This is a genomic window from Acetobacter orientalis (assembly GCF_000963965.1).
GTDB classification, from domain to species: domain Bacteria; phylum Pseudomonadota; class Alphaproteobacteria; order Acetobacterales; family Acetobacteraceae; genus Acetobacter; species Acetobacter orientalis.
Map to the genome: position 1 here is coordinate 101899 of NZ_BAMX01000022.1, position 24252 is coordinate 126150.

Sequence of the window (24252 nt, forward strand, 5' to 3'; positions counted from 1 at the left end):
CAAGCATGAGGTGCTTGCTTAGGCGGCCGCAGCACGTAAGCATGGAAACTGTGGTTCACACGAGGTAGCGCAGGGCATGATGATAAGTAAAAGGTCGGAAGGAGAACTGCAAAGCCGGAGCATTGTTGCAATGCGTCTGGTAATAGGTTCTTTCTCCATCCTTTTATTTGTAGCCGTGTTTGGGTTTGGTTGGGCCCTTGGGTTGCGTAATATAGGTCTTTGGTTAGCCTTAGGGGGTATTGTCACTGTATTAGCTGGAATTGTTGCGTGCTTACGGGCCTTACAAAACAAATACCGCTGTATAGCTGAGGAAAAGATTCAAAATTGCGAGAAAGCGTTAAAAATAGAGCGTGATATTTTTACTCAAGCACAAGCAGAGCTACGTAAAACGCATGATGCCGCTATCGCTGCAAACGAAGCAAAAACACGTTATCTTATCTCTGTTAGTCATGATATTCGCTCGCCGCTTAATACAATCTATGGTTATGCGCAACTTTTAGAGCGTGGCACACGGTTTTCTCCTACAGAAGCAGGGGCTGTTATTCGTCAATCTGCTGAGTATTTAACAAGTCTTGTTGAGGCTTTGCTTGAGGTTTCAAAAATAGAAAGTAGGCAAATAGAAATTCAGTCAGATGTTGTTTCAATAAAAGACTTGCTTGATCATATTGTCATGATGTTTCAGGTGCAAGCTCATGCCAAAGGTCTTAAACTTAATTTTGTTGTGCATGACTCACTTCCTGCGAAGGTTAAAACAGACGAAAAGCGGTTGCGCCAAATTCTTGTTAATCTGCTTTCAAACGCAATAAAATATACAGACGCAGGGTGCGTCACGCTGTCAGTGCACTATCGTAGTGAGGTTGCACGTATTGAGGTGAGCGACACAGGTACCGGTGTTGAAGCACATGATCTTGAACGGATTTTTGAACCCTTCGAGCGTGGTCGTGATGATCAAACAAGAGGGAAGCCCGGAATAGGGTTAGGTCTTGCTATTACACGGGTTCTTACGCAGATGTTGGGTGGCGACATTACGGTAGAAAGTCATCTCGGCATTGGGAGTACGTTTTGTCTTCGGCTCATGTTGCCGAGCGTTCATACCCAGTATGACAAGGAGAGCGTTCTACACTCTAAGGGCAAGATATCAGGGTATGAAGGCAGACCTCGTTGCATAGTGGTAGTGGATAATGATGTGCTACAATGTGATTTTTTGGAAGCATTATTGGTTCCGCTCGGGTTTGTTGTGCATAAAGCCCATGATGGTCATTCAGGTATGCAGGCAGTGATACAGTCTGACCCAGATATGGTGCTGCTGGATATGAAAATGCCTGGTGAGGATGGTCTTATAATAGCTGCTAAAATACGTTCTCAAGAGAAAAGAAATCCAGCAATTGTTATAGTCTCTGCTAATACTGCCGAGTTAAGTGCAGATGCTGCTTTGGCAGCATACTATGACGATTTCGTAACAAAGCCAGTAGATAGTAACGCCTTGCTCGCTACGATTGGCAACGTGCTACACCTTGAATGGATTTGCGCCGAACAGAATGAGCCAGAAAGTGAGGCGCCTCTCCGCTCTGAAGCAGATTTTTCGAGCCTTTCGGCACAAATTCGGCAGCATTTTCCTCAAATACGTCAAGCAGCAGAATTGGGGCATATTAGAGGCGTAGAAACGGTGCTAAATTCTCTCGCAATCGAAACAGAATCTGATAAAGTGTTTGTTGCGATAATAAAACGGTATGCGCATGACTTTGACCTGGCAGCAATAACCAGAGCAATCAACGATGCCGAATTATGACCCGCTAACACAAGGAACACAGCCCTGTGTTCTGGTTGTCGATGATATGCCACAGTCACTGCATTTTGTGACCGCTGCACTGGAGGAAGCCGGCATGACAGTGCTTATTGCTCGCGATGGTTTTGCCGCACTGGATCTTCTTAAGAAGGTGGTACCTAACATTATTATTATGGATGGGTTAATGCCGGGCTTGGATGGTTTTGAGGTGACACGGCGGTTAAGAGCTGACCCAACATTTACCCATGTTCCCGTTATTTTCATGACTGGTCTAACGGAAACTGAACACGTCATACAGGGGCTACAATCTGGTGGTGTAGATTATATCCGTAAGCCGGTCGATGTGAATGAACTTGTGGCACGCGTACGTGTGCACCTGCAAAATGCAAGAACGGGGCAGGCAGTCACGCAGGCTCTTGATTTTGGGCATCGCCCAACTATTGGTGTTGATAATCAAGGCGTATTGTTGTGGCATACTCCCCAGTCAGCTCTTGTTTTAACCAGCGCTTTCCCAGGTTGGGCCCTTAACAAGCCGCTACCCGAGCCGCTCCTTTCCGTCATGACAGCACTTCTTGCGCAACGCTCTCTTATGTTGCGCCGGACAATAGATATTACAGAAGGCGTGATAGAGTGTGTTTTAATGGGCACGATGAATGACGGTACAAACGCTGTCTCTCTTTTGTTAAAACGCCCTGGTGATGAAGAGCGTTTACTTGAAACAACTCTTGGCCTCACGGTAAGAGAAGCACAGGTATTGCTCTGGATTAGCAAAGGCAAGTCTAACCGAGACGTAAGTGCCATTTTGAATATCAGCCCACGAACGGTAAACAAACATCTTGAGCAGATATTTGTAAAACTCGGTATCGAAAATAGAACGTCCGCTGCGGCTATTGCTATGGCAACTATGAATAAGTGATTCTGTATGAATATTATAAAAATCTATTCCCTTAAAATGCAGCACAACTTTCCCTGTTAAACACAATACAAGTAAGAGAGTGTAAGGCATATGACATTAGCTTTAATCTTACAAAGTTGCTTATATCGGGTAAAAAACGTAGATACATCACTATACTTAGAGAATATTTTCTCATGATGTTAAGCTCTACCTCCGTTCATATCAAGCAAGCACTAAGTGCGCTTGAGCAAGGCAATTTGCCTAAAGCACAATCTCTTGCCGCTGCAGTTTTGGCGCGGGATTCTCGTTCGGCTAGAGCATATTTTATACTCGGTGTTTGTGAGATTACACTTGGCAATATACGTGCAGGAAAAACGCTTTTAGAAACCTCAGTTAGTCTAGAGCAATCCGTCGAAGGTTTTGCACAGCTTGCACGTACTTTTTTGCTTTTGCGGCGCGATGCAGATGCACTTTCTGCACTCCAGAAAGCAGAAATATGCTTAAAGTCTGGAATAAACGCTGACGCTTTAACGCGAGATACGATTGGATGTGCGTATTCTCGTTTAGGAAAGCATGCTGCATCTATAGCGCATTTTGAGGCTGCAACGCATGGTGCGCCAAATAATACAGCATTTATATATAACTGGGCCGTAGCACTCAGTTTTGTTGGGCGTGTAGATGAGGCAGAACAAGCTTTTGAAGCCCTTATTGCTCATGCACCAGCCAATGCTCGTGCTCACCATGGTTTAAGCGGGTTACGGCGTCAAACAATAGAACATAACCATATTCTACGCTTAAAGGCAGCGTTGACAAAAGCAAAAGACTCAGAAGCACGGTTGCTGTTAGGCTATGCGATATCAAAAGAATTGGAAGATGTTGGACAAACACAAGAGTCTTTCCAATTTTTATTCAATGCTAATACTCAACATAAGCAGCAGTTAGCATATAATATTAATCAGGATGAGAAAATTTTTGATGCGATAGAAAAAAATTGGCCTCTTTATGCGCAAACAGCAGTGAATAATGCGCCTGTTGACTCTCCTGTTTTTATTATAGGAATGCCACGGACAGGTACAACATTGGTAGACCGTATTATTTCCTCTCATCCAGATATGGTGAGTGCAGGCGAATTACAGGCATTTCCTATCGCAGTAAAATCTGCTTCTGGTGTAAGAACCAGAATGGTTCTTGATGTTGAGACACTTATCAATGCAGCTAATAAAAACCTTGGTATGATAGGGCGCGACTATATTGCTCGTGCTTTCTCACATTTACCATTACAAAATATAAGATTTAGCGATAAATTTCCTGGAAATTTTATGTATGCGGGTCTGATCGCAAAAGCTCTCCCTGCAGCGCGAATTATTTGCCTGAGAAGGCACCCTATGGATACCGTTTTAAGTAATTTTAAGAATTTATTTGCAACAACATCACGATATTACGACTATAGCTATAGCCTTGAGGATATTGCTAGATATTACGTACGCTTTGATCGGTTAATGCGTTTTTGGCAAAAAGAAATACCAGGTCGTATTTTGGAAATTTATTATGAAAGTATTGTTCTAGACCAAGAAAATACCACACGGTCTATTCTTAACCACTGCGGCTTAAGCTGGAATAATGCATGTCTCTCTTTCCACACTAATCGTGCTGCAGTTTCTACCCCAAGTGCTGCACAGGTGCGCCGGCCACTTTATCGAGATGCTCTCGAGCGTTGGAAGCAGCATGAAGAGGCCTTAAAGCCTGCTCGTCTTATTTTGGAAAATGCAGGGATTATCGTGTAATGGAAATGTATTTTCTAGAGTGTTCGTAAATACTGGTTTTTCATTTTGTGGCGTTATGTAGTCTTCAAAATGCTCGGTTAAGCCATTCTGTATGGCCATAGTATGTTTTTAAAAGCTCTATGCCACTATTCGGTCGTTGTTGCGACTACTCGTTAAGGGTGAAATGATGTCTGGTTCGCAAAATATATCTTCTGTTAAATCTGTGTCTGATATTTCTAATGCAGAAGATCTTGCTCAGTTTGGGTATGGTCAGGAGTTACGTAGAGAATTAGGGCCATTTGCCTCTTTTGCTTCTGGTTTTTCATTTGTCTCTATTTTATCAACTATTTTCGAACTCTTTGCGACTGGATATGGTTTTGGTGGGCCACTTTTTTTTTGGACATGGCCTATTGTCTTCATCGGTCAGTTTTCTACAGCGTTATGCTTTGCTGAACTTGCTGCATCTTACCCTGTTGCTGGTGCTGTCTATCAATGGTCTAGGCGTTTATCAAACGATAGTATCGGCTGGTTTGCAGGGTGGTTCATGCTTATTGGGTATATTATGAGTGTAGCAGCTATTGCTATTGCAATGCAGTCTGTTTTACCCAGCGTTTGGAGCGGTTTCCAGATTATTGGTGGTGATACAGCAGTTGGGTCGCCAACAGGTGCGGCAAATGCTGTAATTTTAGGAACAGCTACTATTTTTATCTGCTCTTTAATATCTTCCCTAGGGGTAAGGGCAACAGCAACAGCTACGGCTATTGGTGTTTATTGTGAAATAATCGGTTTGGTTATTCTATTGGTTGTTTTGTTTACGCATACTAGTCGTGGCCCGTCTGTTGTGATGGGGGGCGGAGTGCCTGCCCCAACGTTTTGGAGTTTTTTATCGTCTACTTTAATGGCGGCTTATGTGATGTATGGTTTTGATAGTGCAGCGGAACTATCCGAAGAAACAAATAACCCACGTCGCACCACGCCTAAAGCTATTATCCAATGCCTCTTAGTTTCATTTTTTGGTGGCGCTCTTATGGTTATGGCTGCTCTTATGGCCGCTCCATCGTTAACTGATGGTAATTTGGCAAAAGATGGTGTTTCTTATGTTTTGTCTTCTGTAACAAGTGGTTTTTCTGGCCATATACTTTTTGCAATGGTCGCAATTTCTATTCTCTCAGCTACGCTTGCTATTCAAAATGCAGCCGCTCGGGTTATGTTTTCAATGGCACGTGATAATCGGTTGCCGTTATCTTCTTTCTTAACGCGTGTATCTGCTAGAACTGCAACTCCATGGATTGCAACGCTCGCTGTTACGGTTATGGCAATAAGCCTTTTGTGGGTCTCTTATGGTGACCCAGCAATTTTTAGTGCTTTATGTTCTGTTACAACTGTTACAATCTATTTTGCGTATCTGCTTGTTACCTTGCCTATGCTCATTTTACGGATAAAAGGCATTAATCCTGTATCAGGTGGTATGGAGTATTTTTATTTAGGTCGGCGTAAAGGGTTATTTGTTAATATTGTTTCTGTGGTAATTGGTGTCATTCTATTGGTAAACGTAGCATGGCCAAGATTATCAGTGTTCGATCCGGGTAATACACATTGGTATTTGCATTATTTCCCTATTATTTTTATGTTTTTTGGATCAATTTCTGGATTTATTGTTTATAGGTATAAGCAGAAACAAAATGGCTAGTTTTTTGAGACCTTTTCAAAAATATAGAATGCTGGATGAGAGGGCTGCTAAAGCCCTCGTGGTTTTAAGAAAACCGTTTCGGATTTAACGGAAAGAAATTTATTTAGAGATTAGGCATGAACACCAGAACTGTCTTGGTTCATATAGAAAAGGTAAGTTCAATTTCGACAGGGAGGGGGGTAGTCGATATAGGCAGCAGGAATTGATTATTTTAGCCCATTTATTGGGGTTCTGACTATTCGGTATGTGCTATAAATTTATATCCTCTCATATAATAAAATGGAAAATCATAATTTATTTATTTTCGCTTGTTGCTGTATCCATTGTGTAAAGTTATCTATGTGTGCCCTCCTGTTAAACGGAGTGGAAAGAAAATATCCTCTTTTGCTTTTTATTGGCTTATTACTCAGGGAAACAATTTGTTTTGTTTTTATAAGGTCATCAACTAAAGGCCGCCACCCCAAAGCAATGCCTTGATTCTGCAAAACAGCTTGCAAAAGTAATGGGTAATTTCCAAAAGAAAGATTGTTTTTTGAAAAGGTCTTAATTGGAAGAGACGTATCAATAGACGCAAACCAGTCTGCCCATGTAAACCACTGATGGTCTGGGCCGGTTAAATGTAATAATTTTGCCTTTACAATATCTCGTGGGTGGTTAAATGGCCCTGCTGCCTTGAAATATGCAGCGCTACAGATAGGAACGATTTCTTCTTGAAATAGGCAGGTCCACGATAGATCATGGGTCTGCGGTTTTTCTCCAAAAAGAATAGAAACATCATGATGAGTGTTTCTATGGTCTATTTTGGCGTCACGTTTCGCCTGAGTTGTGAGTAAGCTTACATCAATTTCAGGAAATTTTTCTTCAAAGTCTGACAAGCGTGGTAGAAGCCAGTTAGCGGCAAATCCGTAGTCTGTCAGAATGATTAATGTTTCACGACTGTCACTATCATGGATTATTTCCATGGTATTATAGAGTTGTGTCAGCACGTCTGCAGTCGTGGTGTGTAGCATTTGGCCATGACGGGTCGCGGAGACCCCTCTATGCCGACGCTCGAATAAAATAACTCCCAGTAATTTTTCTAGGTGCGCAATTTGCTGGCTGACGGCGGGTTGGGTCATTCCCAGTTCAAGGGCGGCCGTACTGAAGCTGCCGCATCGACCAACAGTCTCAATCAGGCGCAGGGAGCGTAATAGATAGTCTGCTTGATTCGGTGTCATAACTCGTGCTTATACAACATATATAAACGTAGATACATCAAAAATAACATATAAAATGGTTTATTGTTTTCGATTAAAACTATTTTAAATGGTTGAATTGAGGGATGGAGACTGACCCCATGACACAAACCTCTCCGCTGAATTTTTTGGTTGTTGTGGCTGACCAGCTAACAGCTCTTGCGTTGCCTGCTTGTTTGGGTGGGCGCGATCCGTCTCCAGCTCAGGTGCCTAACTTACTCAAGCTGGCTCAACGCGGTGCCGCCTTTACGAATGCTTACACGGTTAGCCCTCTGTGTGGGCCTTCTCGTGGTGCGTTTATGACAGGCCTTATGCCGTCCCAAAGTGGGATTGTGGATAATGGCAGCGAATGGCACTCAGATATTCCAACGTTTGGGCACAGACTGCGAGATGTGGGGTATCAGACCATTCTTGCTGGAAAGATGCACTTTGTTGGCGCCGACCAGCTTCATGGTTTTGAAGAGCGCCTGACGACAGATATTTACCCCTCAGATTTTACCTGGGTGCCTGATTGGCAGAATGAGAAGGATCGACCTGACTGGTATCATTCTATGGATTCTGTGCTGAATGCTGGGCCGATTTTACGCAGTAATCAAATTGATTTCGATGAAGAAGTCGCATTTGCATCACGCCGAAAATTGTTCGATTTAGCCCGTCAACGAGATGATAGTCGGCCATTTTGCATGGTTGTGTCTTTTACGCACCCCCATGACCCTTTCAATATTACGCCACACTGGTGGGATCTGTATGCAGACACCGACATTCCACTTCCCCGAGTGCCAGAGGCGGTAGAGAACCACCCTGCTGAAGAGCGTATTCGCGCGGCGTGTGGTATTGATACGCACCGCCCTACCGAAGCGGATGTGCTGCGGGCAAAGCGTGCTTACTACGGGGCGATTTCTTATGTTGATCATCAACTAGGAGAGTTGCTCGCTGTTTTGCAGCAGACCGGGCTAGACAAAACCACAGCAATTATTTTCACGAGTGACCATGGTGAAATGCTCGGTGAACATGGACAGTGGTATAAAATGTCTTTCCGGGAGGGGGCAAGTCGCATACCGCTTCTGTTTGCCCTGCCGCAAGGTCAGTCAGGGCGTGTTGATTGCGCTGTCAGCTTGGCTGATGTTGGCGAGACAATTTGTGGTCTCGTCGGTGCGCCGTCTGCTCCAGAAGTGAGTGGCCGTGATTTGACACCCCTTCTACATGGGCAGACGGCTTGGCCAGATGAAGTGTTTGGTGAGTATTTGGGTGAGGGAACGTTTGAACCGACTGTTATGATACGGCGTGACAGATGGAAATTTCTGTACACACCAAACGATCCTGAGCAATTATATGATCTGGAAAATGATCCAGACGAAAAGCAAAATCTTGCGTTAGTACCTGCTCACCAGGAGCGTGTCCGTGCGTTTCAGGCTGAAGCGCTCCAAAAATGGGACTTTAGTAGGCTCCGGCACAATGTGGTGCTTAGTCAGCAAAGGCGTGCATTAGTTAAGCGTGCTCTGGCCACTGGTCGCTGTACAGCATGGGACTATCAGCCCCCTGCAAATGCGCACCGAACCTATATTCGCCATCATAAACCCTTGGAGCAGCTTGAAGCCGAAGCGCGGCTGCTACCACAGGGAGTTAGGTAATATCGCCATGATATTTAATCGTCTTTCGTATCGCGCTTCTTTCGCTTTTGTTGTTTCCCTTGGAGCAACGTACTCGGCACATGCTGCTGAGGCAGAGCGTTACCAGAGGGTACCTCAGCCCAGAGAGGTTGTGCAAAAGCAGAACAAACAGAAGAAGGTCTCTGCGGTTGCAGCACAGACCAAACAATCCTCCGCTCTGGAGGAAGTGATCGTTCGTTCTAACAGGCGTACGCAGCAAGCAGTGAACACGCCAGCGTCAGTTGTCGTTTTGACAGGGAAGACACTTCAGACAACCGGCGTGCGTGATGCATTGTCGCTAGCCCGTGATATTCCCGGCCTTATGGCAGAAAGTACGTCGGGTTCTACCAATCCGCGCTATAGATTACGTGGTATTGGAACAAATGATTTTTCAGCCAACATGACTACAGCCGTTGGCGTGTCTGAAGATGAAGTGTTTTTGGATAGTGGTGCCTCTCAGGGCACGCCAATTTATGATTTGGATCATGTCGAGGTTTTTCGTGGGCCGCAAGGTACTTTGCAAGGTAAAAACACAACAGCGGGCATGGTCTCTTATTATACCAAAAAGCCAACCAACACACTTGATGGTTATGTGCGGGGTACTGCCGGAAATTATGGGCTTTGGGGAGAAGAAGGGGCTATTGGTGGGCCGATTATAAAAGATAAACTCATGGCACGTTTTGCCATTGTGAACCGGCGTATGGATGGCCAGTATTATAATGGCACACATAAAAACCCCACAGGTGGCTATCAGTACTATGATATGCGCGGGCAAATTCTTGCAAAGCCGGTTGATAATCTCTCTATTCTGATCAAGGCTCACCTTGGCCGAAACAGAACGGAAGTGCCTATTGACCATGTCGGGCTGCTAGAGGGGGGCACAGATGCGCAAGGGTATGCTCAAACGTCCCGCCGCAATATCCAGAACAACGGGCGCACAGATGCAACAACCCGTAGGGCAGGGCTTTCTGTTAATGCACGTTATGAGTTTGAAAATGGCTGGAGCCTAAGCAATATTTTTGCTCTCGAGTGGAATCACTTCAATGTTTTTTCTGATGATGATGCAAGCCCTGCGGCTGTTGATTATCAGGAAAATATTGGCGGCGTAGCGCGAGTGCTCAGCAACGAAGTTCGTGTGGCATCACCACAAAATAAGAAAATAAGATATATTGGTGGTGTCTATTATTTAAGGAACATGACGCAATCTTCTAGTCAGCAGCCGCTTTATAGTCCGACTGATTTCGGTGTGAATGGCAATGCATCCAGCTTCAATATTAACACGCAGGACGCAGCTGTCTTTTCTGCTCTCTCCTTCGATCTTACGCGCCGCCTTACCCTTGATATTGGGGGGCGCTTTACATCTGAAACCCGTAGCGCCAATGGTGAAGCATGGGCCTATAATACCCTAGCCTCAGACCCGTATTATACCGGTAATAGAGCACTCACTTATATAAACACAAATACAGGCACATTTATTGACCCCGCGACTGGGCAAAGTCTGAGTGGGCCGCCGTTGAAAAAAACGTTTAACCGTGACAGTGAGGATGCCAGCCTAAAATACCAGTTTTCTCATGGCATTACTGGCTATTTACGTTATGCGCGTGGTTTCCGTACCGGTAATTACAATACCTACGTTGCAACAGCGTCAGATTTTAGTCTCTATAACCCTGAAGTGCTGACTGATTATGAAGGCGGTATAAAGGCTCGGTTATGGAACGGCAAAGCTCAGCTTAATCTTTCTGGTTTCCATTACGACTATAATAATATGCAGGTTACAATTCTGCAAAATACTGGCACGCACACAACTAATGCCGCACGCGCCGTGTCTAACGGGTTTGAATTTGAAGGTCAGGTTCGCCCACTTGAAAACTTGTTTGGTTCATTTGGTGTGTCTTATCAAGATGCACATTATACCAGTTTTCGTAATGCAAGTGCGCCAACACCGTTTAACGGAGGTAACCCGGTTGACTTGTCCGGGCAGCCGTTGGAACGCGCGCCCCATGTTACGACTAATTTTTTATTGAGTTATAAAATTCCGGTCTCGTTTGGTGATTTCACAGTCCAAACCGACTGGCGTTATACCAGCCGTTATCGTTTCCAAGCATGGTCCGATGTGCATCCGGCTACGCCTGCGCCATTTCTTTCTTCACCGCAAACACAAGCCTTAGTACGAAATGCTTTTTCCCAGAAAGCAGTCATCACAGGAAATGTAAGGCTCGCATGGCATTCTGTTGATCAGAAAACAGAAGTAGCTGTCTGGCTACACAACATCACTAACCAGATGACCTATACCAATGCGTTTGGTGAATTCTTTAACCGGAATATTAGTCGTTACCCCGGTGACTTGCGCTCCTTTGGTTTTGAAGTCATGCGGTCTTTATAACTATGTGGGGGCAAACGCGTAAAATTGGTCTTATAACATTAGCTGCTATCAGCGCAGCAGATTGTGCCGCGCACAGTATGAACTCGCTAGGCCCATTTGCTGTGGGGGAGTTGATAAAAAATGGCCAGATGACAGCAGCACAGGCTGGTCTTTGGAGCAGCATAGAAATGCTGTCCTATGCTGCTGCCATGACAGGCATTGCACCCCACGTAAATCGTGTGCGTTTGCGGATGCTGGCCCTTGTTGCTGCGGGCTGCGTTGTTGTTGCACAAACCGGGTCAGCTTATTTGCATGTTTTCTGGGGGCTACTGTGTTTACGTGGTTTGTCCGGTTTGGGGCTAGGGGCATTGAACACAGTTGTTAACGTGGGGGCCAGCCGCATAGGGCAACCTGTTTTTGTGCTTTCGTTTGTTATGGTTGTACAGACAGTCGTTTTTTCTGCATCAAGCCTTTTTCTGCCATATGTTGGTAAAGTGCTTGGGCAAAAGGGTATTTTTTTACTATTGGCATGCATTGTTCTTTTGCTCATGCCCTTGATGCGGCTGTTACCTAATAGGCCCCATAAGACTGCGGAGGCGCCACAAGCGGCCCACCCGGCATCTGGCCAAGAGATTGCCGCGTTACTTGCTGTTTTATGTTATACAGGTGGTAGCCTTGCTGTGTGGCCATTTACAGAACGGATCGCTGCATCAGTAGGGCTTACACCTAACGCATTTGGTGCTTTGTCTGCCTTTGCAAATTTTTTTGGTTTATGTGTCTGTCTTTTCAGTGTTCGGTTGAGCCAAAATAAAAGTAATATGCGCTTGTTAAGTCCGGCACTTATCCTGACGGGAGTGATTTGTATTTTTCAGGCGTGGCCACCATCGTGGTTATTTTTTAACACAGCATTTTCTTTAAATTATGCCCTATGGTTTTTTATTTACCCTAGTCTGGTTGGTGTAACCTGTTTGATTGACCCTTCTGGTAAGCTTGCGTCCCGCTCTGGGGGCGTATGGATGCTCTCTCAAGCCGCAACCACGCTACTGGCTGGTGTGGCGGGTAATAGTGGGCAGTACATGTGGGTGGGCTTTTTTGGCTTTTTATTGTGCCTTATATCAGCCATCTGCATATTTTTTATCAAACCACATCAGATAATAGCCTCGCGGCCTTTATAGCCTGGTTTGTTTTCATCATGATGCGACTTCTAGTGGTTGCAGCGTTACGTCGTATTGGAACAGGCTAGCAGTGGCGTCAGATAAAGCAAAAAGCACTGCCTGAGCATTGTGGTGGGGGAGAGAGGCTCCTGCCACAATGGCAAGCAGCCCCCCTATGGCAAAAGTCGGCCAGAGCATTTTTCTGAATAACATTGTGTTCTCCATGAGGGCTGGACGTCTTACCGTCGGTGCTTTCGATCGTTGGATAATCTTATTCCACTAAAATATGATGAATTATATTTTTTACAACGATAAAAATATGTGCTTATTTTTATCTCAGATTTTATTGTGTGATTCTGAGGGGAACTTATGACACTCCAGCTTGGTCAGATCGCTCCTGATTTCGTGCAGGATAGCACGCAGGGGCCAATCCATTTTCATTCATGGCTCGGGACGGCTTGGGGTATTCTGTTTAGCCACCCGAAAGATTTTACCCCCGTTTGCACAACGGAGCTTGGTGCTGTTGCCCGCCTTGCGCCTGAGTGGGCTAAGCGGGACACGAAAGTACTAGGTCTGTCTGTTGATGGGCTCAAAGATCATACGGTTTGGGAGGCAGATATTGCCGAAACTCAGGGCGGTATTGTGAATTTTCCTATCCTTGCAGATACAGATCAAAAGGTTTCGACCCTTTATGGCATGATCCACCCAGATACTGACCCAAAGGTAACGGTGAGAAGTGTTTTCATTATTGATCCCAACAAGAAAGTCAGACTGACACTGACCTATCCTCCTTCAGCAGGGCGAAACTTCGATGAAATTCTGCGCGTGTTGGATAGTCTGCAACTGACAGACCAACAGAAGGTAACAACGCCCGCAAATTGGAAAGCGGGGGAGGATGTGATTATCGCCCCCTCTGTCAGTGATGAGCAGGCAAAAACGCTTTTCCCTCAGGGATGGAAGACTCTCAAACCCTATCTGCGTTTAGTGAAACTTTCATAAAACACGCAGAAACAGAGTAACCAAAGGGGACTATCAGGGTGCGGCACAGTGTCAACAAGCGAACGCCAGAAGTAAAATACGCAAGAACCATGCCTTCTGTGGTCAAAAGTAAAGCTGTGTCGCAATCAGCGTTTTTAATGCAAAAATTAGCGAAACAAAGAGCGTTTTCTTTGCAGGCTAAGCTTGAGACTACTGATGACGTGCCTGCGGATATTGTCCGTCATCTTTCTACGTCTCTCGCAGCGTTTGAACTTATTATTGTACCTGGTTTAGATGGCTCTGCCCGTCATCATTGGCAGTCTCTTTGGCAGGCACTCTTTCAGGCAGAAGGCATTCCCGTTGGAAGGGTCAATCAGGAAATTTGGTCAAGGCCCCACTATAAAGGTTGGATAATGACGCTGGTTGCTACTGTCAAAAAAAGTAAAAAACCGGTGCTGTTGGTGGGGCACAGTGTAGGCTGCGTGCTGATAGCGCATGCTGTTAAGGAGGGCCTCTTGCCAGATACAGTGGCAGGAGCCTTGCTGGTTGCTCCAGCTGATGTCGAGAATGGGCCAGAACAGGATATTTCTCGTGTTGCGGCGTTTAGCCCGGTGCCGCTTTCTTCGTTACCTTTTCCTGCATTGGTCGTTGGCAGTCGTAATGATCCATGGCTGAGTGTTACGCGGGCTCGTACGTTTGCCCGGCATTGGAACGCTTCTTTTGTTGATGCCGGTCGTAAGGGGCATATCGGTAACCAGTGTGATCTGGGATACTGGCTGGATGGTCTGATGTTTCTGGATCGGTTGGCCCAAACTGTTCTGATCGAGAAGACGGGCTTACGGCGTCTGCATAAAAAAACACTGCAATAGAGAGCAGGTGATGATTTTTCATAACGCTGACATTCTATGGGTTCTTTCTTGTTATGGACGCTGTGTGGGTTAACAATGAAAAATAATGTTATCTCTTAGAATATAAATTTATTTTTTGGATATTAATAAAACTATTATTGGATAAAATGATTTTTATAATAGCTACATTTGTTTTGTTTTCTGTTCAGCGTAAAGACGGCGCTTTGCGTCTCTTTGGGCGGGCTATTCTTTTTTTGCCTGAGTGTATGCTCTGAAAAACCATTTCCAGAAAATATTCTTTAAAAACGGTTTTGAAAGTAATGACTCATAATGGGCGATCAGGCTTATAGGTCTCGTGAACAAAAATTGGGTAAAAACAATTTATTTTCGGCTGTCAACGCATTCGGAAAGAGTGATCTTGAGACTGTATGGGATCTTCTGCAAGCAGACTCCAATCCACTTTTGGATGGTTTGCTAGCAAGGAGTGGTGGCGGCAAGGTAGCTTCTGAAATACATTTTTCTATGGCATTGTCTTTACTTTTATCAGAGAAATTATTGTTAGAAAAAGAAGAGAGTCTGTATCTGTATCGTTTTTTGCAGGAACTCTATGCGGTGCACCCTCATCTTTCTAGGGCCGCATGCTCTGATTTGATGGCGTTGTACGATCGGAATCCTGCGGTGCGTGACTATGGCACGGCTTTTTTAGAATTTAAAGGCTATCATGCACTGCAATGTTATCGTGTTGCGCATATTTTGTGGGAGGAAAAAAGGGAAACAGCTGCCAGATTTTTCCAGAGCCTCATTTCGGAGCGATGGAATATTGATATCCATCCTGCCGCTGTTCTGGGTGAACGTCTTATTCTCGACCATGGAACCGGAATTGTAATTGGTGAAACAACTATTATTGAAGAGGATGTTGTACTTTTTCAGGGTGTAACACTAGGGGGTACTGGTAAAGAGAGTGGGAAGCGTCACCCAACGGTGCGGCAAGGGGCAATAATAGGGCCTGGCAGCAAAATACTTGGGGCTATTGAAATTGGGCAAGGGGCGAAAGTGGGTGGTGGATCGGTCGTTGTGAAAAATGTTCCGGCTTTTACGTGTGTCTTTGGTAATCCGGCGCAGGTTGTCGGGCGTCATACTCACTTGCCCGCGCTGACATTTGACCAATCTCTTCCGGCCATAGACTATATATTATAACAAAAATAATCGTTATATATTAATACACACAAAAAATTCTGTTTTTTGTTGACGTTTGATAGAGAGGTGTTACGCTCAGAGTTACGGGTTCCTATTCAGGATTACCGACAATATGCTGGAGCGGAAAAATGGTTTATCCGGTTCGTCTACAAATGCGATGTTGTTAAATAGTTGTAAAAATAAATTATTAATATTTTTATAGTATTAAAGCCATAAGGTATAGTTGTTCATGACTGAAATTCAGCCTACATCTGCAGGTGCGTCTGCGCTTGATCGTAATTTGTCAGCAAGGCAGCTTTCTACAGCGCACGTTACCCGCGTCCAGAATTTGGAGCGTACACCGCGCTGGCTGCACCGGCTTTTGCCGTGGGTCAATGTTGGGGGCGGTGTTTTTCGTGTGAACAGGCGCCGCATCATCTCGTCACGATTTGCTGGTGTGGTTTTTGCGGGACAGGGCAATACTGTCGTTCCCACTCCTGAAAGTCTTTCTCTTTTTCCCGGTTTTTCCGGTCAGAAGCCAGCAGATATTCATGCTATCAGTAAGGCGTTTAAATCACAGAAACTACCGACAGGAAAAGAGGTTTCGCTTGATGATGGTAGCCTTCTGATTGTTGTGGAAGGGCAGGTACAGCAAAAAGCGACAACGTTAGAAGGGCGGCAAGTCAGGAATCTGTTTCTAGCGGCCGGTCAAAGTAGTGTTGTTCGGAACGATGCACAGCATGGCCCACTTGTTGCTACTAGTGACACAACAGTGCTTACGCTTTCTCCTGCTCTGGCAGAAGAATATCCCTGGTTGACTGATGCTTTTGACCAGATTGAACGGGAAGGGGAAGCAGGTGTTGGCGTAAACCAGTATGGAGAGGCAGCCATTCAGGTTCTGTCCAGTGTTGATGGTGAACCAAAACTGCCAACAACATTCGTGGATTATCAGGATCATCCACGTGAATATTATCTGCATTCCCTGCAAACTGTTTTGCGTACGCATACGCGCATTACCGATCTTTATAGTAATGAGTTTGACCAGTTGCGCGAGCAGGTTAGGGTGGTCATAGACGTTATTCGGGAGCGTGAAGAGTGGGAGCTTCTCAATAATTCTGAATTCGGTCTGTTGCGGGAAACTGCGATCGCTCAGCGCCTTCCAACACGAAGTGGGCCGCCCACACCGGATGATTTGGATGAGCTACTCAGCAAAGTTTGGAAAAAGCCCGGTTTTTTCTTAGCGCATCCCAAAGCAATTGCGGCTTTTGGCCGTGAGGCAACGCGCCGGGGTGTTCCGCCGCCAACAGTAACCCTTTTTGGTTCACCTTTTTTGACGTGGCGCGGCATTCCTCTTGTTCCATCAGACAAAATTCCGGTCTCGGAACTAGGAGAAACCAGCATTCTACTGCTTCGGGTTGGGGAAGAAGAGCAGGGGGTTATTGGGTTACACAATACGGGCATCACGGGGGAGGTCGAGCCAGGACTTTCCGTGCGTTATAGCGGCACCGACCAGTTCTCTGTCGCGTCTCATCTCATCACACGGTACTTTTCTGCTGCTGTTTTGGTCGAAGATGCCATTGCCCGGCTCGATAACGTGCTGATTGGAAATTACTATGACTACGCACCCTGATGTTGACGGTGCGCCCTCCATCTCGGCGCACCAGTCTTTGCTTGCCCAAGCTTTTCGGGATGTTCTGAACGAGGGAGCGGCTGACGCTGCTCCCTTTGGTAACCAGAAGCTTACATCACCCGCCTTTGCGTCAGGGGCTGATGCATCCCGCTATGAGCCTGTCTGGTCAAGAACTCCCGTAACTGGGCCTGCTGCGCCAGACAGTTCGTTTGGTGCAATTTCAGAAAAAGCTGTCTCACCATTTTTCTCGGGTGCGGTGTCTCTGCCTAGCCACTCTTTTTCGCCTGATACAGCGGCACAGGGATCAACCGCTCCGTATTTTCTGCACGCTTCTCAGAAACCGGGTAGCGTAGTGAAAACCCTTTCTGGTTATGATATCCGGCAGATTAAAAACGATTTTCCAATTCTTAATCAGTCCGTCAACGGACATAAGCTGGTCTGGCTGGATAACGCAGCAACAACACAAAAGCCGCGAGCCGTAATTGACGCCACCTCTCGTTTTTACGAGCGGGATAATTCAAACATCCATCGTGCAGCGCATACTTTGGCTGCACGTGCTACCGACGCTTTTGAAGGGGCGCGTGAGAAACTCCAGCGTTTTATTGGCGCACATGAAGCTGCTGAGATCGTTTTTGTAAGAGGTACAACAGAAGCCATTAATCTGGTGGCGCAAAGTTATGGACGTGCTAATATTGGCGCTGGTGATGAAATTCTGATTACGACGATCGAGCATCACGCTAACATTGTGCCGTGGCAGTTGTTGGCCAAACAGACAGGAGCCGTCTTACGGGTTGCTCCTGTGAACGACAAAGGCGAACTTCTGCTTGAACAGTTCGCAGCTCTTTTGTCCGGACGCACAAAAATTGTTGCCGTGACGCATGTTGCCAATGCGCTGGGTACAATTAACCCAATTGAACAGATCATCGCTTTAGCGCATGCATATGGTGTGCCAGTTTTGGTTGATGCCGCGCAATCCTCGCCCCATTTGCCACTAAATGTGGCCGCGTTGGATGCAGACTTTCTGGTGCTGTCTGGCCATAAGGTTTACGGCCCTACCGGGATCGGTATTCTTTATGGTAAACGCGAACTCCTTGAGGCTATGCCGCCCTGGCAGGGTGGCGGGCACATGATACGGGATGTCACCTTCACTCATACGGAGTTTCAAGGGCTACCCGAGAAGTTTGAAGCAGGTACGCCAGACATAGCTGGCGCTGTTGGGTTGGGGGCTGCGGTAGATTATCTGGAGCAGATAGGCCTGCCGGCCATTGCAGCGCACGAACATGCGCTGCTTGAGTATGCCACTGCTGAATTTGAGCGCTTACCGGATGTTAGGATTATCGGGACGGCTGCGGCCAAGGCGAGTGTTTTGTCTTTTGTGGTTAAAGGGCATGATGTGACCGATGTTGCAAAATATCTGGACAGTTACGGTATTGCTGCGCGCTCTGGGCACCATTGTGCACAGCCTGCACTTAGGCGTTTTGGTGTAGAGGCCACGGTGCGGGCATCTTTCGGTCTCTATAACAGTTTTGAGGACGTAGATACTCTGGTCTCTACGCTCAGGTTACTGGTAAGGCACTGAGCATGGTTCTTGCGGTCTTGAGTGCGGTGGGCGGCGGTATTCTGATTGGGAGTGCCGTCGTTTTTTTGAAAGCGACAACAGGGCATATTCTCGGAGTAAGTGGTATTCTGGGTAATGCATTCTCGCGTCCCGTAGCGGGTTGGCGTTGGGCGTTTCTTGCTGGCGTGATTGGTGCTGCGGTTATCGTGCGCGCTACGGGAGCGCCTGTACCCGAAAGTTTCCGTCATTTGGCATGGCAACGCCTGCTGGTTGCTGGCCTGTTGATAGGCGCAGGCACCCGATTGGCGAATGGGTGTACGAGTGGCCATGGTGTGTGTGGGCTCGGAAATCTGTCAGGACGCTCTCTGATTGCGGTTTTGGTTTTTATGGTAACGGCCGGGCTTATTGTCTTTCTCCAGCATATCGGGGGCTGGTTCTTATGAAGAAGACTATGGTGGCCGCGCTCTGTGGTTTTATTTTTGGCTTGGGTCTAATTGTTTCAGGCATGTCAGACCCCGCCAATGTGTTGGGTTTTCTGGATGTGACAGGCGCGTGGAACCCTCTTCTGGCTTTTGTTATGGGGGGTGCTGTTGCTGTGACACTTCCCGGTTTTTGGTGGCTGCGTAGGCGGCAATTTTCAGATGTGCAACACTGGCCGAGCCGCTGGCCGCCTAATGTGGCCCTTATACTGGGTTCAATCCTGTTTGGTATTGGCTGGGGGCTGACTGGCGTGTGTCCCGGCCCGGCCCTTGTTTTGCTCGGGCTGGACGGTTGGAAAGCGTGGCTTCTGGTTGTGAGTATTCTACTGGGATGGAAAGGCACGCAGTACTTACAGAGCTATTACTCGAGATACAGGGGGTAATCGTCTGCTATCGCTAGGTGTGAAAGCAGACGACCATGAGAAATGCTCTTTAGGTATTGTGCTGAGCTATGCTTTTTTCCGTAAAATCAGAGGCTTCATGGCGTTCCGGTAAGTGTTCTTCTGCGGGGCCGCTTATGCGATTAACACGACGGCCGCGCTGCACTGCTGGGCGAGCTAACAGGCGGTCTGCCCATGCTTTTACATGAGGATAGGCCTGAACATTCAGAAAGTCTGATGCACCGTATAGCCCGCCTTCTACCAGACCGCCATACCATGGAAAAATTGCGATATCGGCGATGCTATAGGTTTCACCAGCAATATAAGGCACGTCCTGTAGGCGGCGTTCAAGAACGTCTAGTTGTCGTTTGGTCTCTAAAGTAAAGCGGTTGATGGGATATTCCAGTTTTTCAGGTGCATATGCGTAGAAATGGCCAAAGCCGCCACCAACGTAAGGAGCACTTCCCACCTGCCAAAAAAGCCAGTTAAGGCATTCTGTGCGGCCGTGAATATCTTGTGGAATAAAGGCCTGAAATTTGTCTGCTAGATAGAGCAGAATAGAGCCAGATTCAAAAACTCGGAGTGGTGGAGTGATACTATGATCAACAAGGGCAGGAATTTTTGAATTGGGGTTAATGGCAACAAAGCCTGACCCGAACTGGCTCCCTTCAGAAATATTGATGAGCCACGCATCATAGTCAGCATCTGCATAGCCAGAGGCTAGAAGTTCCTCAAGCAAAATGGTGACTTTAACGCCATTGGGTGTGCCCAATGAATAAAGCTGAATGGGGTGGCGCCCAACGGGAAGGGCTTTCTCATGGGTAGCCCCAGCAACAGGCCGGTTGGTGGCGGCAAACTTACTACCATCTGAGCCGTGCCACTTCCAGACTTTGGGTGGCTGATAAGGCGTGATCTGGTTGCTCATAAAACTATTCCATCTGTGACATTGATAGTCAAAGTGACATGCTCTTCACCTCAAAACAACGATATAATTCGTCCATATAAAAAACAACGAAATATAACGATTTAATATATTGACTACATTTAAATCAGGTGGAATCATCTGTTTCAGTTTGTGGCCGACTGATGTCACCAGCGGAGTCAAAGTATGATGCGCAGTTACTACCAAATGTCGGTCTGGAGCCGATGTAGGAGCAATCGGTTGGTAGGCCGAAGTGTTTCCCAAATTTGCCGATAGGAAACTGTCGGCTCTGCAAGATGTGCAGAAGGTAGAGTGTTATGGTGACATCCAAAATTCTCGAAATCGATGGTGTTTTTGTCGGTTCCTTTATTCAGGATTGTAAACGGTGTGAAACTGCGATTTTACGCTGTTAATGAAGCCGTGAAATCCTTTCACAATCATATCTCGATCGCTCTGGTGCTCTAAGCCGTCAGATTGTCCGGCAGTTCCGTCAGATTAAAACGTCTTATGCCTTGGCCTGAGAGCAGTTTCGTAAATACCCAAGAAAGTTCAAATACAATGAGTAAATTTCGTCCTTTACAGGACCGTGTTGTGTTGAGGCGTATTACCGCTGCTGAAAAAACAGCTGGCGGAATTATTATTCCTGACACAGCCAAGGAAAAGCCGGTTGAAGCTGTGATTGTGGCGGTTGGGCCGGGGGCGCGTGATGAACGCGGTCAGGTTGTGCCGCTGAGCGTTAAAGAGGGGGATCATGTACTGTTTGGTAAATGGTCTGGCACAGAGGTCAGTATTGCAGGAGAAGATTTGCTGATTGCTAAGGAATCTGATCTTTTCGGTATTCTTGATAATACACAGTAATGTAAAATTTTTATTGAAAGTGGATTAATAAAATGGCTTCTAAAGACGTAAAATTTGCAACAGATGCCCGTGCGCGCCTGCTGAATGGTATTGATATTCTGGCTGATGCCGTCAAAGTGACGCTTGGCCCCAAAGGCCGCAATGTCGTTCTGGAAAAGAGCTTTGGTGCGCCGCGCATCACCAAGGATGGTGTGTCTGTTGCTAAAGAGATTGAACTGGCTGACAAGTTCGAAAATCTTGGTGCACAATTGGTGCGCGAAGTCGCAACCAAGACAAATGATCTGGCCGGCGATGGTACAACTACAGCCACGGTGCTGGCCCAGTCCATTGCCAAAGAGGGTCTGAAGGCTGTTGCCGCAGGTTTTAACCCGCAGGACGTGCGGCGTGGGATTGAGCACGCAACTAAGGCGGTTATTGAGGAATTACGTAAGCGTACCAAAGCTATTTCTGGTCATGAAGAAACGGCTCAGGTCGCGACAATTTCTGCGAACGGTGAAGTAGAAATTGGCCGTATTATTTCTGATGCGGTGCAGAGAGTAGGCAAAGATGGCGTTATCACAGTTGAAGAAGCTAAAGGCTTCGAGACAGAGCTGGACGTTGTTGAAGGGCTGCAGTTCGATCGGGGTTATATCTCCCCCTATTTTGTAACCAATACAGAAAAATTGATTGCTGATCTGGAAAACCCCTACATTCTGATCCACGAAAAGAAACTCTCTTCTCTTCAGCCGCTTCTTCCCTTGTTGGAAACGGTGGTGAAGTCCGGGCGGCCCCTTCTGATTATTGCTGAAGATGTGGATGGGGAAGCGCTGGCCACGCTGGTGGTGAACAAGCTTCGGGGTGGTCTAAAGATTGCTGCCGTCAAGGCTCCTGGTTTTGGCGATCGGCGCAAGGCTATTCTGGAAGATATTGCTATCCTGACAGGTGGTGAGGTTATCAGCGAAGATCTAGGGATCAAGCTGGAAAATGTGACACTGCCCCAGTTGGGTCAGGCACGGCGTGTTGTGATTGACAAAGACAATACTACGGTTGTGGACGGGGAAGGGAAGGAAGAAGCAATCAAAGGCCGTGTCGGTCAGATCCGTGCGCAGATTGCGGACACTACGTCTGATTATGACCGTGAGAAACTTCAGGAGCGTTTAGCCAAGATTGCTGGTGGTGTTGCGATTATCCGTGTTGGTGGAGCAACCGAGACAGAAGTGAAGGAACGACGTGACCGTGTAGATGATGCATTGAACGCAACCCGTGCTGCCGTTGAGGAAGGCATTGTGCCAGGTGGTGGTACAGCGTTGGCGCGTGCCACAGAGGTGGTGGCACATCTGCATTTCCATAATGAAGACCAACGTGTTGGTGGTGATATTGTGCGTAAGGCACTTCAAGCGCCATTGCGCCAGATTGCTACGAATGCAGGTGAAGATGGTGCCGTAGTTGCAGGTAAGGTACTGGAAAGCTCTGATTATAATTATGGATTTGACGCGCAGCTTGGTGAATATAAAGACCTTGTTGCGGCTGGGATTATCGATCCGACCAAGGTTGTCCGGACAGCCTTGCAGGATGCGGCTTCGGTTTCCGGTCTGGTTATCACCACGGAAGTGCTGGTGACAGATAAACCGGAGCCTAAAAGTCCACCCGCACCGTCCGGAGCAGATCACGGGTTCTGAGGATCGTTTTTTGTAAGAGAAAGAGAGAGGGCATCGCCTTATGACGATGCCCTCATCTGTTTTGAAAGCTTACCAATTTTTCAATGAAAGTAATGGAGCTAACTTTATGACAGAAAAGCTATATGTGGTTGATAAAGAAATACAGCGAGACAAATCGGAGTTTGTTTCGTCCGATGTGTTCCGCGAAGCAATGAGCCGCCTCAGTGCGCCTGTGGCGTTAGTCACAACAGATGGGCCTGCCGGTCGGTATGGTCTTACTGTGTCTGCTATATGTAGCGTGAGTGTTGAGCCGCCTACCGTACTGGTTTGCCTTAACCGTGATAACCGGTCTCACGCAGCCTTCTTGAGAAATGGTGTTATTGGTATCAGTATTCTCGAACCCGGTCATGAAGAGCTCGCCTTTCGTTTTGCGTCAAGCAAAACTGATCAGAACGAAAAATTTCTTGGCGCAGACTGGGTTGAACGGCTCGGCGGCGCCTCCGTTCTTGCCAATGCCGCGGTTACGCTAGTCGGGCGTATTGCACAAACGCTCTCATCTGGGTCACACGATATTCTTGTTGCTCATATTCATGATATTGGGTTGCACACGGAGAATACCAAAGGCTTAGTCTGGTTTGACAGAGCGTTTCATCATCTCCCTGCGCAAACATAAGAGTTATATCGTAAAAAATAAGTGAATTATGGGGCGGAATAGCAATCTAAGTTGTTATAATGGCCGCATAAATATAAGCCGTAGTCATAGACACTGCTTTGGTACAGCAGAGTTTATGCGTCCAATCGATGAAGTGTCTGCTACGGCCAGCAAGCATAAAATTGGCTATTATTGCGAATATTTGGAAGAATATGTCGTATTCTGTGCAGCTTTAATTGCGTGGGCTTGTTCTTGGGGGACAGGGACAGTCATGGGTTTAGATCGGTCATAGTACTTCAGGTTGCCAGAGAGCTGCAATATTTTCCGCTCATCCGCCGGAATACCGTTGACGGAAATCAGAAAAATCAAAAAATATGCATAATTCATAAATGCATAAATAGAATCGTAAAATTATAATTGACTACTATTTTTTGTGGTGGAATATTATATTCCATGATTATGCCGCTATGCCTATGAAAGAGGTAGTGACCATGTGTGTGTCCGATGTAGGTGGAGCAGGCTCTCGTAACACCAGACTTGCTAGTCTTACGAGGAAGTTAGTTAACTGCTCTATAAAAATAATAATTCCAACTAGAGTTT

At 46.5% G+C, this 24252-nt stretch carries 20 protein-coding genes; 17 read left to right on the plus strand and 3 right to left on the minus strand.

All coding sequences use genetic code 11. From position 1 onward, the window contains the following. Positions 1-76: 76 nt before the first annotated feature. The 4 genes from Abor_RS09020 (at position 77) to Abor_RS09035 (ending at position 6134) form a co-directional block, all read left to right on the plus strand. Positions 77-1789: an ATP-binding response regulator gene (locus Abor_RS09020; protein WP_084594460.1), complete on the plus strand. Its 1713-nt coding sequence runs from the start codon at positions 77-79 to the stop codon at positions 1787-1789. Then, a complete protein-coding gene (locus Abor_RS09025; RefSeq protein ID WP_048841533.1) occupies positions 1776-2702 on the plus strand; it encodes a response regulator transcription factor in 927 nt (308 codons plus the stop codon). The genes Abor_RS09020 and Abor_RS09025 overlap by 14 nt, the downstream gene beginning before the upstream one ends. A gap of 173 nt (positions 2703-2875) precedes the next feature. Next, positions 2876-4465, plus strand: coding sequence for a tetratricopeptide repeat-containing sulfotransferase family protein (locus Abor_RS09030; protein ID WP_232015031.1), 1590 nt, complete (start codon positions 2876-2878; stop codon positions 4463-4465). A 163-nt stretch (positions 4466-4628) separates the two neighbouring features. Next, complete coding sequence (locus tag Abor_RS09035; RefSeq protein WP_146855148.1) at positions 4629-6134, plus strand: amino acid permease; 1506 nt, start codon at positions 4629-4631, stop codon at positions 6132-6134. Positions 6135-6421: 287 nt separating this feature from the next. Here the strand turns inward: Abor_RS09035 and Abor_RS09040 are convergent, their stop codons facing one another. Then, on the minus strand, positions 6422-7351 hold the full coding sequence (locus tag Abor_RS09040) for a LysR substrate-binding domain-containing protein (RefSeq protein ID WP_048841535.1): 930 nt from the start codon (positions 7349-7351) through the stop codon (positions 6422-6424). Positions 7352-7470: 119 nt separating this feature from the next. On the opposite strand from Abor_RS09040, the gene betC reads away from it, so the two are divergent. From betC to Abor_RS09055, 3 genes are all read left to right on the plus strand, one after another. Beyond that, a complete protein-coding gene (betC, locus tag Abor_RS09045; protein WP_048841536.1) occupies positions 7471-9000 on the plus strand; it encodes a choline-sulfatase in 1530 nt (509 codons plus the stop codon). A 7-nt stretch (positions 9001-9007) separates the two neighbouring features. Next, positions 9008-11401 carry a TonB-dependent receptor gene (locus Abor_RS09050; RefSeq protein ID WP_158319729.1) on the plus strand — a complete coding sequence of 798 codons (2394 nt, stop codon included), beginning with the start codon at positions 9008-9010 and terminating at the stop codon, positions 11399-11401. Between the two features lie 77 nt (positions 11402-11478). After that, positions 11479-12555, plus strand: coding sequence for an MFS transporter (locus Abor_RS09055; RefSeq protein ID WP_146855151.1), 1077 nt, complete (start codon positions 11479-11481; stop codon positions 12553-12555). A gap of 15 nt (positions 12556-12570) precedes the next feature. On the opposite strand, the gene Abor_RS09060 is transcribed toward Abor_RS09055, so the two are convergent. Then, positions 12571-12747, minus strand: coding sequence for a hypothetical protein (locus Abor_RS09060; protein WP_158319730.1), 177 nt, complete (start codon positions 12745-12747; stop codon positions 12571-12573). Positions 12748-12903: 156 nt separating this feature from the next. On the opposite strand from Abor_RS09060, the gene Abor_RS09065 reads away from it, so the two are divergent. The 7 genes from Abor_RS09065 (at position 12904) to Abor_RS09095 (ending at position 19586) form a co-directional block, all read left to right on the plus strand. Next, positions 12904-13533: a peroxiredoxin gene (locus Abor_RS09065; RefSeq protein ID WP_048841538.1), complete on the plus strand. Its 630-nt coding sequence runs from the start codon at positions 12904-12906 to the stop codon at positions 13531-13533. 170 nt (positions 13534-13703) lie between these two features. Continuing rightward, entirely contained in the window at positions 13704-14381 is a 678-nt protein-coding gene (locus Abor_RS09070) for an RBBP9/YdeN family alpha/beta hydrolase (RefSeq protein ID WP_158319731.1), read from the plus strand. A 309-nt stretch (positions 14382-14690) separates the two neighbouring features. Beyond that, the gene (epsC, locus tag Abor_RS09075) at positions 14691-15557 is read left to right on the plus strand and encodes a serine O-acetyltransferase EpsC (protein WP_084594463.1); all 867 of its coding nucleotides are present in this window, start codon (positions 14691-14693) and stop codon (positions 15555-15557) included. 229 nt (positions 15558-15786) lie between these two features. Further along, a complete protein-coding gene (locus tag Abor_RS09080) occupies positions 15787-17166 on the plus strand; it encodes a family 2B encapsulin nanocompartment shell protein (protein WP_048841540.1) in 1380 nt (459 codons plus the stop codon). Continuing rightward, on the plus strand, positions 17150-18745 hold the full coding sequence (locus tag Abor_RS09085; RefSeq protein ID WP_048841541.1) for a cysteine desulfurase: 1596 nt from the start codon (positions 17150-17152) through the stop codon (positions 18743-18745). The genes Abor_RS09080 and Abor_RS09085 overlap by 17 nt, the downstream gene beginning before the upstream one ends. A gap of 2 nt (positions 18746-18747) precedes the next feature. Beyond that, complete coding sequence (locus Abor_RS09090; protein WP_048841542.1) at positions 18748-19167, plus strand: YeeE/YedE family protein; 420 nt, start codon at positions 18748-18750, stop codon at positions 19165-19167. After that, the gene (locus Abor_RS09095) at positions 19164-19586 is read left to right on the plus strand and encodes a DUF6691 family protein (protein WP_048841543.1); all 423 of its coding nucleotides are present in this window, start codon (positions 19164-19166) and stop codon (positions 19584-19586) included. Before Abor_RS09090 ends, Abor_RS09095 begins: the two co-directional genes overlap by 4 nt. A 49-nt stretch (positions 19587-19635) precedes the next feature. Here Abor_RS09095 and yghU read toward each other — a convergent pair whose 3' ends face one another. Then, a complete protein-coding gene (gene yghU, locus Abor_RS09100; RefSeq protein WP_048841544.1) occupies positions 19636-20508 on the minus strand; it encodes a glutathione-dependent disulfide-bond oxidoreductase in 873 nt (290 codons plus the stop codon). A gap of 555 nt (positions 20509-21063) precedes the next feature. On the opposite strand from yghU, the gene Abor_RS09105 reads away from it, so the two are divergent. From Abor_RS09105 to Abor_RS09115, 3 genes are all read left to right on the plus strand, one after another. Further along, complete coding sequence (locus Abor_RS09105) at positions 21064-21363, plus strand: co-chaperone GroES (protein WP_048841545.1); 300 nt, start codon at positions 21064-21066, stop codon at positions 21361-21363. 32 nt (positions 21364-21395) lie between these two features. Next, positions 21396-23021 carry a chaperonin GroEL gene (gene groL, locus Abor_RS09110; protein ID WP_048841546.1) on the plus strand — a complete coding sequence of 542 codons (1626 nt, stop codon included), beginning with the start codon at positions 21396-21398 and terminating at the stop codon, positions 23019-23021. A gap of 106 nt (positions 23022-23127) precedes the next feature. Then, positions 23128-23673: a flavin reductase gene (locus tag Abor_RS09115; protein ID WP_048841584.1), complete on the plus strand. Its 546-nt coding sequence runs from the start codon at positions 23128-23130 to the stop codon at positions 23671-23673. The last annotated feature ends 579 nt before the right edge of the window (positions 23674-24252 follow it).

Excerpts from the sequence above, each read along its gene's own strand:
- Abor_RS09020 (WP_084594460.1), top strand. The coding sequence starts at position 77 with ATGATGATAAGTAAAAGGTCGGAAGGAGAACTGCAAAGCCGGAGCATT.
- Abor_RS09025 (WP_048841533.1), top strand. The coding sequence starts at position 1,776 with ATGCCGAATTATGACCCGCTAACACAAGGAACACAGCCCTGTGTTCTG.
- Abor_RS09030 (WP_232015031.1), top strand. The coding sequence starts at position 2,876 with ATGATGTTAAGCTCTACCTCCGTTCATATCAAGCAAGCACTAAGTGCG.
- Abor_RS09035 (WP_146855148.1), top strand. The coding sequence starts at position 4,629 with ATGATGTCTGGTTCGCAAAATATATCTTCTGTTAAATCTGTGTCTGAT.
- Abor_RS09040 (WP_048841535.1), bottom strand. The coding sequence starts at position 7,351 with ATGACACCGAATCAAGCAGACTATCTATTACGCTCCCTGCGCCTGATT.
- betC (WP_048841536.1), top strand. The coding sequence starts at position 7,471 with ATGACACAAACCTCTCCGCTGAATTTTTTGGTTGTTGTGGCTGACCAG.
- Abor_RS09050 (WP_158319729.1), top strand. The coding sequence starts at position 9,008 with ATGATATTTAATCGTCTTTCGTATCGCGCTTCTTTCGCTTTTGTTGTT.
- Abor_RS09055 (WP_146855151.1), top strand. The coding sequence starts at position 11,479 with ATGAACTCGCTAGGCCCATTTGCTGTGGGGGAGTTGATAAAAAATGGC.
- Abor_RS09060 (WP_158319730.1), bottom strand. The coding sequence starts at position 12,747 with ATGTTATTCAGAAAAATGCTCTGGCCGACTTTTGCCATAGGGGGGCTG.
- Abor_RS09065 (WP_048841538.1), top strand. The coding sequence starts at position 12,904 with ATGACACTCCAGCTTGGTCAGATCGCTCCTGATTTCGTGCAGGATAGC.
- epsC (WP_084594463.1), top strand. The coding sequence starts at position 14,691 with ATGGGCGATCAGGCTTATAGGTCTCGTGAACAAAAATTGGGTAAAAAC.
- Abor_RS09080 (WP_048841540.1), top strand. The coding sequence starts at position 15,787 with ATGACTGAAATTCAGCCTACATCTGCAGGTGCGTCTGCGCTTGATCGT.
- Abor_RS09085 (WP_048841541.1), top strand. The coding sequence starts at position 17,150 with ATGACTACGCACCCTGATGTTGACGGTGCGCCCTCCATCTCGGCGCAC.
- Abor_RS09090 (WP_048841542.1), top strand. The coding sequence starts at position 18,748 with ATGGTTCTTGCGGTCTTGAGTGCGGTGGGCGGCGGTATTCTGATTGGG.
- Abor_RS09095 (WP_048841543.1), top strand. The coding sequence starts at position 19,164 with ATGAAGAAGACTATGGTGGCCGCGCTCTGTGGTTTTATTTTTGGCTTG.
- yghU (WP_048841544.1), bottom strand. The coding sequence starts at position 20,508 with ATGAGCAACCAGATCACGCCTTATCAGCCACCCAAAGTCTGGAAGTGG.
- Abor_RS09105 (WP_048841545.1), top strand. The coding sequence starts at position 21,064 with ATGAGTAAATTTCGTCCTTTACAGGACCGTGTTGTGTTGAGGCGTATT.
- groL (WP_048841546.1), top strand. The coding sequence starts at position 21,396 with ATGGCTTCTAAAGACGTAAAATTTGCAACAGATGCCCGTGCGCGCCTG.
- Abor_RS09115 (WP_048841584.1), top strand. The coding sequence starts at position 23,128 with ATGACAGAAAAGCTATATGTGGTTGATAAAGAAATACAGCGAGACAAA.